This window comes from Bifidobacterium apicola (assembly GCF_042846865.1).
Taxonomy (GTDB): domain Bacteria; phylum Actinomycetota; class Actinomycetes; order Actinomycetales; family Bifidobacteriaceae; genus Bombiscardovia; species Bombiscardovia apicola.
Window position 1 is genome coordinate 1,309,766 of record NZ_BAAFQQ010000001.1, and the last position, 15,796, is coordinate 1,325,561.

Genomic DNA, 15,796 nt, shown 5'->3' on the forward strand with positions numbered 1-15,796 from the left:
ACTCTATCCATGAGGCATGTACGCATCCAGTTCTTTTGCTCCTAATTTGATGCACTCACTCATGGACAGTTGGGATTTGTCATTGAGGGGATCGATATGATCTGCATGTTCATTGATCCAGGTCGCCCACTCTAGCGCGTGTTCTTGCGCTTGCTCGTCGAATTCCTCCGCATGACGCCGGATCGCTTGACTATAGGAGCGCAGCCGTGCCGCGTTCTCCCATTGTTCAGCTTGCTGCCTCGCACGATCAGCATTGAGCTTAAGTAAATAGGCCTCGCGGGCCTTGGGAATGGCTTCCTCCCATTCCTTGACCTGCTTGGCATGATAGGCTTCAAGTTTCTTTCGTCTACCTTGTGCGGCGTGGCTCCATTCTTCGATGATGTCGAAGAACTCGGGAAGTTTGGAGACGAGAGTCCATCGCTGGCGATCTGCCCACGATCGGGAATTATAGCCAGGATTGAGCTCCAATTTGAGGCGGCCTGACCAGACTTCCTTGCGCGTTGGGCTGACTCGTTGCCATTCATACTTGCATTCAGCCATATCCTCGTCCGTGTAGACATCGCGTTTCACCCTCTCTTCACTGAGTTTGCAGCGATAGTGATCTTGGCCAACCGTGATAAGAAAGCTCGGTTTCTTGTCCACACTCAGCGCCCATCCACGCCGAATGCATTCTTCACTAATGCCTTGTACGAGTGCCAATGCTCGCGGACGGGTTGTCTCATTAACCATGAGATGTGAAGCGTGCTCAATGAGTGCTTGTATTTCAGGTCGATTGCGATCAGCATCAGCTGGCACGGGAATCTGGGACGGTGTCTCTGCCTGCGTTGAAGATCGTATGAGTTCAATGGTCAACGGTCCCCGTTTAGTCCCGGTCACTTTCAATAGGCGTTGAGGACCCAAACCTCCTGAAAGACGTAGCTGTCTGACGGTACGAACATAACCGATTCGCTCCGCATCACTTGGTGCGTCGAAGCGAAGCACGCCGCCCGCACACTCAAGACGATCAAGAAGATCGTGGACGGGCTTGTACGGTGGCTCGGAGGCAGGGAGGGATGTAGCCAGTTTCGTTTCAGTAGTGTCAGAATCTTCGGATGTTGGATATGAGCCATGTTCCAAGTAGTAACGTCCTTCATCAGTAAGGCTTGCACGCCAGGATCTACCATGCCCCTGTACGGATAGCAACCCACGTCGATCCAATGCGCGCGCCGTCACCCGATGATCGAACCCATGCTCATACACTCCTTTCGGTCGCCCTTCACCGACCCACCGCAAAACAGCCAGCTGCTTCTCATTCAGACGGTTTTGTTCGGCCACAATGATCTCCAATCGGATAGGGCTATTGTTCTCATTCGCGCTATTGCTAGCACAAACAGTTATGTGAGCTGAATCTGTTTTATGCCCCTTCTACCGAGGAAGGATGGAATCCTGCCCATCCTCATGTTCAGAGCTCATGTTTTTCAATATATTCTATCGGCCGTGGTGTCGTTCTAGGCGGCTCAGGTTGATTTTATCCATGCTCTTCCCGGACTTTCCAAGATTTTTCTGCTTTGGAAAGAGGCTTCATCGATCTCTGGTTACATTTACTGCACTCAATACCTTATGAGTCCTAGTAGCCTGTCCATCAAACCAGGTTTGAGAGTCGCTCCTGGTTATTTGTATTTTAGTAGATTGGCTCCATACCTATTAATCATGAGTTGCGCGGCTGGCGAGGTGATGAAGGTCTGGTTGTGTTCCATTGCGTCGATGGCCTTGCATGCCTCCACTTTGCCGAGTCGTTGTAGTTGGCGTCTTGTGCCGGTATACTGTTTCCTGTTGAGAATGAAGTCGATTCCATTGTCGTTGTTCACTTCCCCCTTGTGCATCTGGCAGATGAACCACAGGCACTGGTTCAGGCCCTACTGGCGCATACTCGTTTCTATATCCGTGGTGTCGAATAGAAGATCGCCGGTCATGTCGTCGGTGATCATCAGCGAGGTACTGATGAGTATCCATCTCACATCGTTCTTGGTTGATTCACGTATCAATGGAATGATTTCGGGGAATAGGGGTAGTTCGCCCTGACAACATTTGCGAGGCACCCAGCCTGGCTGGTTGATGGTGAAATAGGAATAGCCACATTGCATATCGATGTAAAAGACGAGACCTCCAAGCTCATGCCGTGGCGACATGCGGCTGCCGCAATTCAGAACATTGTTTAGTTATGATTCCGTTTTCCTCAGATGGTGTTAAAGAGAAAAGTTGAGATTCCCTATTTGGCGGGGTGCATCCGATTTAGAAAGGATTCGCACATCGGCAGAGATGATTTTTGTTGAGCCTTTCCACGATTCCGAAGATCTGTTCGTGATCATCTCAGTCAATCTGCCTGCCATCCTCCTGGAGTGCATCCTGCGTTCTCCTAACCCTTTTAAGCTCGGACTGGCGGGTCGATGGTTTGCTGCGTCTGCCCGGTTGCTGTACTTCAAGCCCGCTCGGGTCAGAGTGAAGATGCTCGACACCGATAAGGGTGTTCGGTCCGGAAGGCATCTTCATGATGAAATCAGGGCTCTCCTAGGCCTCGACAATCTCACTGAAGACCTGACCTGCTATTATGGGCCCGTACTCATTCGCACTGCGGAAGTCATCTAGCGCCTGTTGAAAATGTTTACGTTCGATTTTTTTTACGGGCGGATCGACCTTGTGATGCTGCGTGCTCACATTCTATGTTCAGTCACACGCACTTGAAAACATATTAGGCATCAAAAGGGTTTTAACTTATGTGTATAGAATTCAATGCTTCATAGGACTTTACGTGACATAGTCGGCCAGGTCAGTTCGAAAATAGTGGTTATAGATTGAATAACACAAAGAAACTATGGAATCACGTCGAGTGGTATGAAAGTATTTTTGCCCCAATCAACGTTTCGCCAGACAGTAAACTGTGGGAAAGGTTTAATGCTCGGTTACGGCAAATTGACTTTGGGGATTGATTAAGTAAGTGGAGACAGTCTCGCATTTATTCATCATTACTTTTCCTTGTTACTCTCACGCTAGTGGACGACGACCTCTTAGAGAAGATGATGCCGAATTCTGACTATTAGAATAATGACAGCAGATAATAATATGAGTGCACAAGTGAGCCTACCTTGTGATTTTTTGAAAATTTTGAAGAGTCTTTATGGATTATCGATCCCCATTGCTTAAGGTAATACCTGCCTCCCTCCCCCCCCCCCCCAAAAAAAATAACGATAATATCGCGCCTGGGATCCTTGCCTACCTGCGACAGGAAAACTGAAAATTTCTTAAAGACCGCGCTGACCGTTATCATTATGAGCCGACAGAATTTGGCCTGACTTATTGAATTTTGCCGGTGGATATGTTTTTATCTACAATCCCCGCATCTATCAAACATTGTGCTGACCAAATTCCAGGATCTTTATAACGCTGGGGATTATCCTTCTGGTCGCGGAACAGAGCTTCTATTATTTCATGCCCCGAGATCAGCTCTGAACCATGCTTGTGCTGTTAGTTCCTACCCATCGCTGAGCCGCCAAATGCAAGCCAGCAGAAAAAGTGCCCCCCGTGGGACTCGAACCCACAACCCACGACTTAAAAGGACGCTGCTCTAACCATTGAGCCAGAGGGGCAACAGCTCAACACTACATGTTTGTCTTGGATTTTTCCAGTTGGCGGCAAGCCGGTTCTCTGGCGAAGCAAGACCGAGAACCCGTACAGATCAACGAAGAATATCAACTTGAAACGCTACCTTTCCGCCCACTTAAGAAGGTTGTTGGGATGCGTGGGGGAGGGGTGGGGCAAACTCTGAACCTGCCAACGGGATCCGTGCCGGACAGTAAACCAACCTGTCTGCCAAAAGCTTCTACCAAAGCGTAGGGTAGCTTCCTGCCCGTTGTGCAGTGAGTCGGACAATGTTTTGCCATCTGCAGATGGCGAACTGGCGAGCGACGTTGATTCCCCGTACTCGGATTGAAAGAATCATCCCTGCGAGGCGATCTCTTGTCCTCGCAACTGCGCTGAGGGAGGGAGCTCCGATGAAACATCCGGCTCAATGCGCATCGCCGCATGTACAGAGCGCTACAGGCTCACACTGGCATTCGCCCGTTTGCAAGCGCGGGATACTGCTATGAAGCGTACCGTCGATCCTTCCGGCCAGGGCGAGTCCTTCGCCATTCGCGCATCCGGCCTGTGCAAGCAGGTTTCGCCCAGGAAAAGGGAGACCATAACTCTTTTGGAGAATGTGGAGTTCACTGCTTCCTGGAGAGCCATGACCGGGATTGTAGGGCCATCGGGCAGCGGCAAATCAACCCTGCTCTACTGCCTGGCTGGTCTCGAACCAGTCAGCTCGGGCCAGGTGGAAGTCCTGGGTCGGCGCATCTCTGCCATGGGGCCTGCAACGTCAGCGCGATTCCGCCGTGCGCACCTGGGCTTCGTTTTCCAGTCCTATAATCTGGTGCCTTCGATGAGTGTGGATGACAACCTCAAGCTGCCCTTTATTCTGCGCAAGACCCGCTGGCCGGAGGATCAGGCGGTCGAGCTGCTGAACAGACTGGGCATCAGGGGGCTGCTCAAGGCCAATGTGACCCTCCTGTCAGGGGGCGAGCAGCAGCGTGTGGCCCTGGCCCGCGCGCTGATTTCGGATCCAGATATCATCTTCGCCGATGAGCCTACTGGCGCCCTAGACCAGGAGACCGGCAATGCGGTCGTCAATGAGCTCGCCGCCTTCGCCGATCGACCGGGCCACGCAGTGATTATGGTCACCCACAGCCCGGAAGTCGCCTCCCGCTGCAACACCCTGGTGCATCTGTGCGACGGTCGCATAGCCACAGCCGACAAGGTTCCCATGCCGAAAGCGGGCATCTGATGCGACTGCTTCTGCGAGATTTCAAGGATGCCCCTTTGGCTTGGTCTGGCATCGTGCTCGTGCTGATCGCCTCGCAAACCATGGTCGGCCTGCTTGCCATGATGCTCTCTTCAGCCAAGGCCCTGGTCGATCTCCCCGGCATGGCCGAGCAAGGCCGCACTGCCTACCAAAACTTGATGATCCCCTTTGTCGCACTTCTTGTTGCCGCAGTATTGATCGTTCTGCAGGTCGTTTCGTCGGTGATCAACCAGCGCAGACGCAACCTTGCCCTGTTAGCCTTGCAAGGCGCAACGCCCTGGCAACTGACCTCGCTGACCTGTCTGCGCGTGCTCATTTTGGCGCTCGCGGCCAGCGTGGTCTCTCTGGCGGCCTCTTTTCTACTGGCCCGTCCCCTCTATGCCTGGGAGACTTCCCAGTTCCTGATCGGCTGGCAGCCTTTCATCGCCAGCCACCAGCTGGCTTCCTGGGAAGCAGGAACCTCATGCGGAATATTGGTGGCCTTGATCGGCACACTGCTGACCATCCGGACCATCAGCAGGATCAGTCCCGTGGAATCTCTGCGTGCTGCAATCATTCCTCCAAAAACAGCAGGTTTGGCTCGTCGTATCGCCGCTGCCTTGTGTCTGCTGGCAGCCTTGGCAGTCATGCTGATGCCGATTATGCAGGCTCGGACCATACCTGATGAGCAACTGGTCCGTTTGCACACTGCGGCACCCATCCTGCCTATTGCCATGGGCAGCACTTTCGGTTTCGTGCTCCTGCTGGCAGCAATCTGCTTGGCAGGTCCCTCCCTGCTCGGCGCGGTCACCAGCGGCTGGACCAGGCTCATCGCACTTCGCAACCCCTCATGGCTGGTCGCTTGCCGGCAAGCCAGCGCCCGCATGCGCAGTCTCAGTTCTACGGTCATACCGCTGGTCGTGGGGGTTTCATTGCTGATGATGACCGATTCCTTCTATCAGACCAGCGCCGATTCCAGTCGCCTGCTGCCTCCCAACCTGGATGTCAGCAGCTCTGACTTCTCCATGCTCATGACGCTCCTGGGTCCCGCACTGGTCGTCACGCTGGCTGGAGTATGCGCAGGATACCTGATCTCAGCCCATGGTCGAAGCCTGGATCTGTCCCTCATCTCGATTGCTGGCGCGGACCCGAATCAACTTGAGCTCATGTCCGCTCTCGAAGGGTTCATCATGGCGACTACCGCCGTATTGATATCTTTCACCTCCAGCATCCTGCCGGTCCTGGCCTATGCTGCCGGATTTCGCAAGGTCTTCGGGGCTGCCAGCATCGGCATACCTTGGGCTCATTGGGCGCTGGTCTACCTGCTTCTGTCTTCTGCGGCATCGTTGGCTTCGTGGGCCACGGTGCGCAAATCAGCAGGTCGTTCCCCTGCCGGTGTGATAGCACAGTACACTGGCGAATGAACCTGGGCATCCTCGGCATACGGCGTGAGGGGGCGCGATGAAGGGCATGGCAACCTACCTATTCGAGCTGTTGAGCAATCAACGCTTGACCAGATTCGTCATGCCTCTGCTGAGCCTGATTTATACGCTTCTCTATGTCAGCGCCCCTACGTTTCCTCCAGTCTGGGCCGAGAACATTCCTTTGCCCGTTTGGAAGACGGCCATTGGCCTGATTGGGCTCCTGTCTTCCTGCCTGCTGTACTGGAGCAGACAGCTTCCCCTGCTCATCACGACTTTGGAGACCCTGACGTACATCGGTCTGTCATTTGCTACCTCGGACGATAGCTTCCTGATACCACTGGTAGGCGCCCTCTATTTCTGCGTCTGTTTATCATCAGCACTCAGGATTGCAGCAGGCGTGGGTGATGTAGCCGCAGCCGTCAGCCTGGTCACCGTCAGCATGCATGCCGGGCACATGCTCTTTCTGGAATGGTCGGCCCGGATGGCTGTCATCATGGCGGTCGCGGCCGTTGCCGTAGCTGCCAGGTCCTACCGGATCCGACGCGAGACGCAGCAGCGTGAGGAGCAGGAGCGCATCCGCTCTGAAATGCTTGCCAGGCAAAGGGATCAGGCCATATCACGTGCCCAGGTGGCAGGGGAGTTGCACGATAGCGTGGGCCATGACCTCACCACAATCATTGCCCTGACCCAGGGATTCGCTGACTCGGCTGAGATTGAGGAGCTGCAAGAGGTGCTTAAGGACATCAATCAGGTGGCCAGGGATGGATTGGCCGACACACGACAAGCCGTCCGTACCCTTGTCCAAGAGCATGAGGCGCTCCCTCAAGAGTCCGATGATGATGGGCGCAGCTATGGCTCCAGGCTGCATACGCTCGACGAACTCGACACTGTAATCGCCCATGCCCGCGCGGCTGGGCTGGCTGTCGTGTCTACCGAAACAGGCCATCATCGGCACGATCCCAGACAGGACAACCTCTGCTTCATCATCAGCAGGGAAGCCATCACCAACACGCTCCGGCACGCCTCGGATCCGAGCACCATCGTCATCTCCCGCGACTACGAGCAGGACGGCACCCTCCGCATCAGCATCCACGACGATGGGCGTGGGGATGAGCACGGGCAAGTCTTGGGCGATCAGCAACCAGCCATTCATGATCATCAAGGAATGGGGCTAAGACAAATCGGCGAGCAATGCCGACAGATGGGAGGGAGTCTGAGATGCGGGCCGAGCGAGAACGGGGGATGGACGGTAAAAGCCGTCCTGCCTGGGACCAGCGAGAAAGGGTGCAACGCCCATGATTGACCTGATGCTGGTCGACGACCTTGCGCTCCTCCGCAAGGGGTTGGTACGCATGATCGAGGCCGACCACGATTTACAGGTCGTCAGACAAGCCTCCAACGGTCAGGAGGCGGTGACCATGCTTCGGGAGATGAAAGCAGCCGCGCAGCCGCTGCCTCGGGTGATCCTGATGGACGTTCGCATGCCGGTGATGGACGGCATCAGTACCACTGCGGTCATTTCCAAGGAGTTCCCCGACATTCGTACGCTGATCCTGACCACCTATGACGAAGACGATTATGCCTTCACCGGTCTGCATGCAGGCGCCTACGGCTTTCTGCTCAAGGACGTATCCACGAGAGATCTGCACCGAGCCATTCACGCAGTGGCCGATGGGGACGCAGTGCTCACCCCCCGCATCACAGCAGAGCTCATCAACCGCGACAGAGCCTATGCCCGGCATAAGATCAGTGACCCGCAGGCCAGGCAGCAGCTGGATAAGTTGACCCCCAGGGAGTACGAGATAGCCGGGCTCATCGCTCAGGGGCTGTCCAATCAGGAAATAGCCCAGCGTCTCACTCTCGAAATCACATCCGTCCGGCGCTATGTAAGCCGCATACTCGACAAGACTGGACTGCGGGACCGTACACAAATTGTCATCACATGGTTTCAGGCCGGAATGTCTGACTGACGATCCCTGATTGGCCATTCCGGGCATTGCGGGGAGAAAAGCAGAAAGAATGACAGATTCCAGAGCGACTCTTTCGCTGACCTGATGAGGCCGAAGCCAGGGACTAAAGCCCAGAACGTAAGTTTGGGAGAACTTTTATTGAACATTGTGATTCTTGCTGTATTGAGTTTCAACTATTCAGTTATGCACGTGATGTCCCGGCGGCACTTGTTCCCTTTTGAAACTTCAGTTCTCTTGAATGCTGCTCAAGTAAGCTGAAGCACAACTGTTGGTCAGGTTGCAGCTGATAAAAGGATGGTCAAGCATTCGATATAGGAGGTGGGCCGTGGGAATCCGTCTGGTGAGGATGGACCAGCCAGGGGCGGTGGATGCCGAAGCGATTTGGGAATATCTGCAGGCCTGTCATGCCCGGACTGAGGATGAAGCGGCGGGGCTTGGTCCTCTGGAGGACTGTCGCAGCCTGGATGAGGTTCGTCGGTTTGGCTTGCCTGAGGTGGCTCGTCAGGCGCGCGGCGATGATCTGCCGTCGGGATTTGTGCCCGCTCTGCAGTTCGCCGCCCTGGACCCCGGCGGCAAACCGGTGGGAACGATCCAGCTGAGGTTGCAGCTTACGCAGGCGCTTCTGCGAGTGGGCGGCAACATCGGCTATTCAGTTCGTCCGGATTGTCGCCGGCTGGGCTATGCCGGGCTGATGCTGGATGAATGTCTTCGACAAGCTGCCACTCTGGGCATGAGCCGGGTTCTGATCACCTGTTCCCCATCAAATCTGGCCAGCCGCCGGACCATCCTTTCGCGTGGCGGGCAACTGGAGAATGTGCTCCCCAGCAGATCTGGTCAGCCAGTAGAACGGTATTGGATTGATTTGTCTTCGAAACGAACAGATCGGTAAACGCAATCTTGGATGCAAAAGCAGCTTTCATGTAATTGCTTCCTGGCTAGGCTCTCTGCAATGATTTTCTCCGGCTATGACGTATATGCGCATCCAGAACGCGAACTTATTTTAAGCTTATTTTGAGCGAATGCCGGTTAGTGTATATTTTGTTTTTATGCACATTCCGTGCATTATGTACGACGGCAAAGGAACCGCCATGAGACAAACAGCTTCGACACAGAAACCATCCGATAAGCCGCAAGTCATTGCTGTCAGGTTTTTTGCCCTGGCATTAATTCTCGCCCATGTTATATCGTTTGCCACCGGTTCACAGTTCTGGGGTTCATGCACATACCCAGCAGTTTGGCTAATGATGATTGTCTTCATGAAGGTAAGAGACTGGCGGCGAAACGGTGAAGGCCAGCATCATTCGAGATAGCCAATACGCGAAAAGGGCGAAATAGTGGGTTCCGTTGATAACTTGCAGAGTTTCGCATCATCGCCGTCGCTGTTCGTTCGCGCGGTCTACTGTTGTCGGCGGTCAACCTCCCCACTGGTGAGCATGAGCCGGGGGAACAAGCATCGCACTTTTCTCAATATCCGCTTTTGCTGATACTGGTATGGCTTCTCTTGCCAAAGTGCCGATTGGGAACAAAGTAGATGTACCCGTCCGCCCCTTGGCGGCCCGCTTGATAAATGGGAATATGCTGTTCCAGCTGCAGGTAAACCAGTAGTGGAATCAGTGTTTGCCAGTACGTGCTCTTGGATGCCATAATTTGTGGGACGGTGGCGGTTTTATGTCTGATCCAGCTTGTTTTTTATTAGAAAATGCCTGAAATTCTGGGCTCATGGGTGAGGAAAGAATATGGATTAATAAGCTATCGTAGTTGAAGCAGATGGTCTCATGGAAAAGACCATCGGAGCCAAAATCACCATACTATGCTGGGCCGGAATTTGGACTGATTCTTTCCTCCACCTGCGCAGACTCAGCAAATTGAAATAGTCATGAATAGACAAGCAGCAATAGACGACACAACCCGCGCTTTACCACATCAGTATTGACGCTGAAAGGCTCTGGAATGGGCAATATCGAAGTAAGCGTATCGAACCTTACTGTTCGAATAAAGAACAAAACGATTCTCTCTCATCTTTCATTGGAGGTTGAAGAAGGGGCCTTCCATGGGGTCATAGGGCCAAATGGCGCTGGAAAGACAACCTTGTTCACCGTCTTGGAAGGACTGCAAAAACCGGTTGAGGGAACGGTCTCTGTTCTGGGCAAGACGCCCTATCCACGCAACTTGGCCCTGCTCCGCCAAATAGGCATCCAGCCTCAAAAGTCGTCCTTCTTCCCTAAAACGACGCTCCTTGAGCACCTTACCGCAGTGGCGGATATCTACCAGGTGCCCCGGTCGCGTGTGGACGATCTTATTGATGCATTGAAACTGGATCATGTGGCATCCAACAAGGTTGAATCATTATCCGGCGGCGAACAGCAGAGATTGGCTATCGCTACGGCCGTCGTCCATCATCCTCGGCTGCTCTTTCTAGATGAGCCCACTGCCGCCCTCGATCCGGAGTCACGCCATGATCTTGTGAGCTTGCTCAAATCGAATCAGCAATTGGCCGCCACGGTTCTTTATACGACGCACCATCTGGATGAGGCGGAGCGGTTGTGCAACGTGGTCTCGATCTTGGCGGATAAGCATATTCTCGTGACGGCCAGTCCTAGCAAGCTTATTGCGCAAGCAAAGATGGAGTCGACCATTCTTCTTCCAAATGCCTTGGATCAGGCCGATCATGTAGCCCGTCTCATGGGAGCTGACTATGTAAAAACCACACCCGACGGTCTGACAGTTCGCACCAGGGATACCGGAGTTACTTTCGCGAAATTGGTTGATTCCGGGATCAATACAAGCCAGGCGCAAGTCAAGGATGGGCGTCTGGAGGATGTCTACCTTCGCCTTCTCGAAAAGGAGAACGTCAAATGAACAGCTTCAAAACTCTATTCAAGTTGATGTTCCACTACGATATTCGTGACTGGTCCACTTTGGTTTTCACCTTTCTCTTTCCTATAGCCTTGTTGCTGGTTCTGGTCCTGTCTTTTAAGAGCTACGTTCCTGGAGTTGATATTGCCAGTCAAATCAGCGCCAATGTCATTGCGTTTGGTGCGGCCTACGTGGGTATTTTTGCGGGTGCTTCGCACCTTGCCCTCTGGCGTGAGAATGGCATGCTGCAGACGGTTCGCAATTTTCCTCTATCCTGGAATGTGATTATCCTCTCCCAGGCTGTTGTGGGTATCGTCGTCCTTCTGGCGCAGGCTGTAGTGCTTGTCGTCTTGGGGATGGTCATGGGAATGAGGCTGAAACCGACGTTTTTGTCGGGATTGCTTCCCCTGGTCCTTGGCTATCTTTTGTTCTTTTTCCTGGGTGTCATTATCGCCATGATAATTTACTCCATCGCAGGGGTATCCATCCTTGCGAACATCATTATTCTGCCCCTGGGCTTCATTGGCGGAGCTATGATGCCGCTCAATATGCTACCGTCCTGGGTGCAGACCATTGCCCCGTATACGCCCCTATATCATATGAGGGAGGCCTTGTCGATGATGCTGATCGGATCGGGGACCTGGCCTCATGCCTGGCTCGGGATCCTATACCTGGCTGTGGGCTGCATTACCTTAGGACTTGTTTCCATATACGGTTTTCGCTGGAAATAATACTGCTGGCGGTTATGCACCGTTACCGCCATTGCAAGGGACTTGTCGATTTTTGAATGTCTTGATTTCTTGAATGGTAATTGCAGACCTGGCAGAGCGTGATTCCCGCAGAAGCGTTACTTCTCACTTGCAGCCGCCTCGCGTATAAGAAAGATACTGAGCATCCGCTGACCCATCAGTGTGAAAGAGACCGATAGATTCCTCGTGTTGCAGCGCGTTTGGGGCGTTCTTCTGAGAGAATGGCAGGTATGGTCTGGCTGATTGTCCTGGTATGGGTGCTGGTGGTGGCGGCATTCATTGTATTCGTCATGCGTCTGGCGCTTGGTGAGTCCCAGGACCGTGCTTTCTCCCAGTCTCTGGATGAGCGTGTACGCCGGGCGGCCCGCCGTCAGCAGGAACGAGAGAATCGGCTGCCGCGGATAGCAGGAGGGCATCTGTCTTTTGCCCCTGGATCGGACGAGGGCGCATCAACTGCTGAAGATACCGAACATCCCTATCCGGTCTATGTCAATTCCTCCTCCGTGGTGGAGGTTCGAGGCATGCTGGCCTCCGATTCCACGGACGAGATAAATCTGCCTCGGCCCCCAAGCGCTGATTCCGCGTCCTCGACCAGCCCGAGACAAAAGAAGAATGTTGTACCGTCGGTTTCTGCGACCTCTGGGCCTCCAGCCCCCAGGAGCTCCACCCTGCGATCATCAAGCCCTGAGCCTTCGCGTCGGCAGCGACGGGAGCCTCAGCCCACTACCTCCGACATTATGCCCGCAGTCCAGAGCGGTCCGCAGGCGGGAACGAGCCATCCGAGCGGGAAGTGACCGCTGGTGGTGACCATCCGTGTCCCTTTTCGCCTTTAGGCTGGTACCTATGACAACACAGCAGCTCCTTATTCTTATCGCGGTGTTGATCGTCCTGGTGCTGGCAGTGGTCGGCATTCTGGTGGCGGTCCGTAAACACCGGTCCCAGGGGGATTCCGCGCGCCCCGACAGTGCGGAAGAGCCTGGTGCCTTCCCAGCAGCTTCGTCGGGTGACCAGGCACCCCGATCTGCTTTGCGCGCATCTAGTGCTTCTGCGGGTTCCGGCTCAGTCGATTCAAAGGAGTCCAGTCAGCCGTCCTCGGTTGAGCAAGCGGCATCGTCGGCGCAGGAGGAGCTGGCGCATCCGGAGGCCTCTGCATCCCGCATGACCAGGCTCAAGGCCAGGCTGGCCAAGAGTCCCAACCCCTTTGGCAAGGCCCTCTTTGCCATTCTGACCAAGGACCATCTGAGCGAATCCGACTGGGAGGATGTGGAAGACACCCTGCTCATGGCGGATGTGGGTGCCGAGGCCAGTGAACAGCTGGTGAAGCAGCTGCGCGACGATGCCCGGATCACAGGGCAGAAGGACCCCGCAGCCGTGCGTCGTGGCCTTCGTCAGCGCCTGATCGATCTGGTCGATCCTGATATGGACCGAACTCTTGTGGCTGCCCGACCCCAGGCCAACAGGCCGTCGGTCATTATTATGGTGGGCGTCAACGGCACCGGCAAGACCACCACGGCGGGCAAGCTGGCCAGACTCTTCGTGGCCGATGGCAAGTCGGTGGTCATGGGTGCCGCCGATACCTTCCGTGCCGCCGCCGCTGACCAGCTTGAAACCTGGGGCGGCAAGGTGGGTGTGCCCGTGGTCCGCAGCGACCGTGACGGTGCCGACCCGGCCTCGGTGGCTTTTGAAGCGGCTGAACGGGCCAAAAACGATCAGGCAGATGTCCTCATTGTGGACACAGCCGGACGTCTGCAGAACAAGGCCAACCTGATGGATCAGCTGGGCAAGATCCGGCGGGTGATCGAGAAGAACCTGCCTGTGGACGAGGTTCTGCTGGTTCTGGATGCCACTACCGGGCAGAACGGGATGATACAGGCCAAGGTCTTCGCCCAGGCCATCGGGGTCACAGGCATTGTCCTGACCAAGCTGGACGGCTCGGCCAAGGGCGGCATTGTCATATCTGTCCAGCGGGAGCTGGGCGTGCCCGTCAAGCTGGTCGGGCTGGGCGAGGGGCCCGACGATCTGGCCGTTTTCGATCCCGAGTCCTTTGTCGACGGCATCCTGGGAGACGAGTAGTCCAGCCGGCCGGTTGGTCATACGGTGGTCATCCAATAGTCACCCGCAGGTAATGCGGCGGTGACCTGACCGTCATCCTCTTCCTGTTTGATGAATCGGGAAGTGGAAGAGAATCTGACGTAGGCTGTCCGGAGGGAAGCCCTCGTTATCGGGGGACTGCCCGCCCGGATGGGGAAAAGAGAGGTGTAGGCATGGATTCTGGAAATGCTGCCTGGATGCTGGTAGCGGCATCCATGGTTTTCCTGATGACTCCGGCGGTGGCTTTCTTCTATGGGGGTATGGTCCGAGCCAAGGCTGTGCTCAACATGATGATGATGTCCACGCTGGCCATTGCCGTGACTGGGGTTATCTGGGCCTTCTGGGGCTGGTCGATTTCCTTTGCAGGCAAGGACATCGGAGGCGTCTTCGGCGACCCCATCACCGGCTTCCTGCTCAAGGACACGGTCACGGCCAAGGACGGGGTCTTCACCTCGCTTGATTCCGCCAACGCTGCTTACCCGCACACGGTGGACATTGCCTTCCAGGCCGCCTTCGCCATGATTTGCGTGGCTCTGATTTCGGGAGCCCTGGCAGAGCGAGTCAGAATCAGCACCTGGATGATCTTCGTGGCCCTCTGGGTCACCTTGGATTACGCGCCCATGGCCCACATGGTCTGGAATCACGGACTGCTGGCTGCCGATGGACCCATCTCCAACGCCATCGGGGCTCAGGCGCACGACTTCGCAGGCGGTACGGTCATTCACATCAACGCGGCAGTAGCAGCCCTGGTCATTGTGCTCATCATCGGCAGGCGAATCGGCTTCCCCAAGGAGTCCATACGTCCCCACAATGTGCCCATGGTCATGCTGGGCGCCTTCCTGCTCTGGTTCGGCTGGTTCGGTTTCAATGCCGGTTCCGCCTTCGCCGCCAACGGCACGGCTGGATATGCCTGGGTTTCCACGACCATCGCTGCCAGCGGCGCCACCCTGGGCTGGCTCTTTACTGAACGGATCCGCACCGGGCATTACACCGCCATGGGTGCTGCATCCGGCATGGTCGCCGGCCTGGTGGCCATCACGCCGGCGGCCGACGTGGTCTCCCCGCTCTGGGCCATGGTCATCGGCCTCTTGGCTGGTTTCGTCTGCTGCCTGGCTTGCGGGCTCAAGTTCCGTTTCGCCTATGACGACTCCTTGGATGTGGTGGGCATCCACGGTGTGGGTGGTTTATTGGGCACGCTGCTGATAGGCTTCTTTGGTACCGGCACGGGCTTCCTGGCCGGCGGCAATTTCCGGCAGCTGCTGGTTCAGTTCCTGGTGGCGCTGATTGCGATCATCTACGCAGCTGCAGTCACTGGTGTGATCGCCTTTGCGCTGGAGAAGACCATTGGTTGGCGAGTCAGCAAGGATCAGGAGGTCATCGGCGTCGATCAGAGCGATCAGGGTGAGAGCGCCTACGACTTCGGATCCATTCTGAACTGATCAGAAAGGAAGGCAGCATGAAACTCATTACCGCCATCGTTCAGCCTGGGCGGCTGGATCAGATTAAACAGGCCCTGACCGAGGTCGGCGTGCACGGCATGACCGTCTCGTCAGCCCAGGGCTATGGCCGACAGGGCGGCCATAAGGAGGTCTACCGGGGCAGCACTGTCAAGGTGGATCTGGTTCCCAAGGTGCGCTTGGAGGTGCTGACCGAGGATCGCCGGGTCGACGAGCTGGTCAACGCTATCGTCCAAGCTGCCGCCACCAACACCGTAGGCGACGGCAAGGTCTGGGTGCAGACCCTGGACTCGGTAGTCAGGGTCCGTACCGGGGAGACCGGCGTCGACGCCATCTGAGGCAGCCGCCTGCTGCCGTCTGTATGGTCGTCTTCCTGCTGACCAGTTTCGCAGGA

Annotated in this window: 12 protein-coding genes and 1 tRNA gene; 11 read left to right on the top strand and 2 right to left on the bottom strand. The window is 55.5% G+C overall.

The genetic code is table 11. From position 1 onward, the window contains the following. Window positions 1-3: 3 nt before the first annotated feature. On the bottom strand, window positions 4-1,314 hold the full coding sequence (locus ACGG9J_RS05305) for a hypothetical protein (protein WP_390134277.1): 1,311 nt from the start codon (window positions 1,312-1,314) through the stop codon (window positions 4-6). Between the two features lie 2,236 nt (window positions 1,315-3,550). Then, window positions 3,551-3,623: transfer RNA gene (locus ACGG9J_RS05310), tRNA-Lys, on the bottom strand. Window positions 3,624-4,120: 497 nt separating this feature from the next. On the opposite strand from ACGG9J_RS05310, the gene ACGG9J_RS05315 reads away from it, so the two are divergent. The 11 genes from ACGG9J_RS05315 to ACGG9J_RS05365 all read left to right on the top strand — a co-directional run bounded on the left by ACGG9J_RS05315 (window position 4,121) and on the right by ACGG9J_RS05365 (window position 15,740). Further along, a complete protein-coding gene (locus ACGG9J_RS05315; RefSeq protein ID WP_390134280.1) occupies window positions 4,121-4,858 on the top strand; it encodes an ABC transporter ATP-binding protein in 738 nt (245 codons plus the stop codon). Further along, window positions 4,858-6,279 carry an FtsX-like permease family protein gene (locus ACGG9J_RS05320; RefSeq protein ID WP_390134282.1) on the top strand — a complete coding sequence of 474 codons (1,422 nt, stop codon included), beginning with the start codon at window positions 4,858-4,860 and terminating at the stop codon, window positions 6,277-6,279. The genes ACGG9J_RS05315 and ACGG9J_RS05320 overlap by 1 nt, the downstream gene beginning before the upstream one ends. Window positions 6,280-6,316: 37 nt before the next feature. Further along, entirely contained in the window at window positions 6,317-7,582 is a 1,266-nt protein-coding gene (locus ACGG9J_RS05325; protein ID WP_390134284.1) for a sensor histidine kinase, read from the top strand. After that, entirely contained in the window at window positions 7,575-8,249 is a 675-nt protein-coding gene (locus tag ACGG9J_RS05330) for a response regulator (RefSeq protein WP_390134286.1), read from the top strand. Before ACGG9J_RS05325 ends, ACGG9J_RS05330 begins: the two co-directional genes overlap by 8 nt. Window positions 8,250-8,574: 325 nt before the next feature. Then, complete coding sequence (locus ACGG9J_RS05335) at window positions 8,575-9,138, top strand: GNAT family N-acetyltransferase (RefSeq protein ID WP_390134288.1); 564 nt, start codon at window positions 8,575-8,577, stop codon at window positions 9,136-9,138. 1,061 nt (window positions 9,139-10,199) lie between these two features. Continuing rightward, on the top strand, window positions 10,200-11,108 hold the full coding sequence (locus ACGG9J_RS05340) for an ABC transporter ATP-binding protein (protein ID WP_390134290.1): 909 nt from the start codon (window positions 10,200-10,202) through the stop codon (window positions 11,106-11,108). Beyond that, window positions 11,105-11,836 (top strand): ABC transporter permease, encoded by a 732-nt coding sequence (locus ACGG9J_RS05345; protein ID WP_024626997.1) that lies wholly within the window; start codon window positions 11,105-11,107, stop codon window positions 11,834-11,836. Before ACGG9J_RS05340 ends, ACGG9J_RS05345 begins: the two co-directional genes overlap by 4 nt. A gap of 248 nt (window positions 11,837-12,084) precedes the next feature. After that, window positions 12,085-12,648, top strand: coding sequence for a hypothetical protein (locus ACGG9J_RS05350; RefSeq protein ID WP_390134293.1), 564 nt, complete (start codon window positions 12,085-12,087; stop codon window positions 12,646-12,648). 49 nt (window positions 12,649-12,697) lie between these two features. Further along, the gene (gene ftsY / locus ACGG9J_RS05355; protein WP_390134295.1) at window positions 12,698-13,927 is read left to right on the top strand and encodes a signal recognition particle-docking protein FtsY; all 1,230 of its coding nucleotides are present in this window, start codon (window positions 12,698-12,700) and stop codon (window positions 13,925-13,927) included. Between the two features lie 191 nt (window positions 13,928-14,118). Further along, the gene (locus ACGG9J_RS05360) at window positions 14,119-15,384 is read left to right on the top strand and encodes an ammonium transporter (RefSeq protein WP_390134298.1); all 1,266 of its coding nucleotides are present in this window, start codon (window positions 14,119-14,121) and stop codon (window positions 15,382-15,384) included. Between the two features lie 17 nt (window positions 15,385-15,401). Continuing rightward, entirely contained in the window at window positions 15,402-15,740 is a 339-nt protein-coding gene (locus ACGG9J_RS05365) for a P-II family nitrogen regulator (RefSeq protein WP_101432992.1), read from the top strand. The last annotated feature ends 56 nt before the right edge of the window (window positions 15,741-15,796 follow it).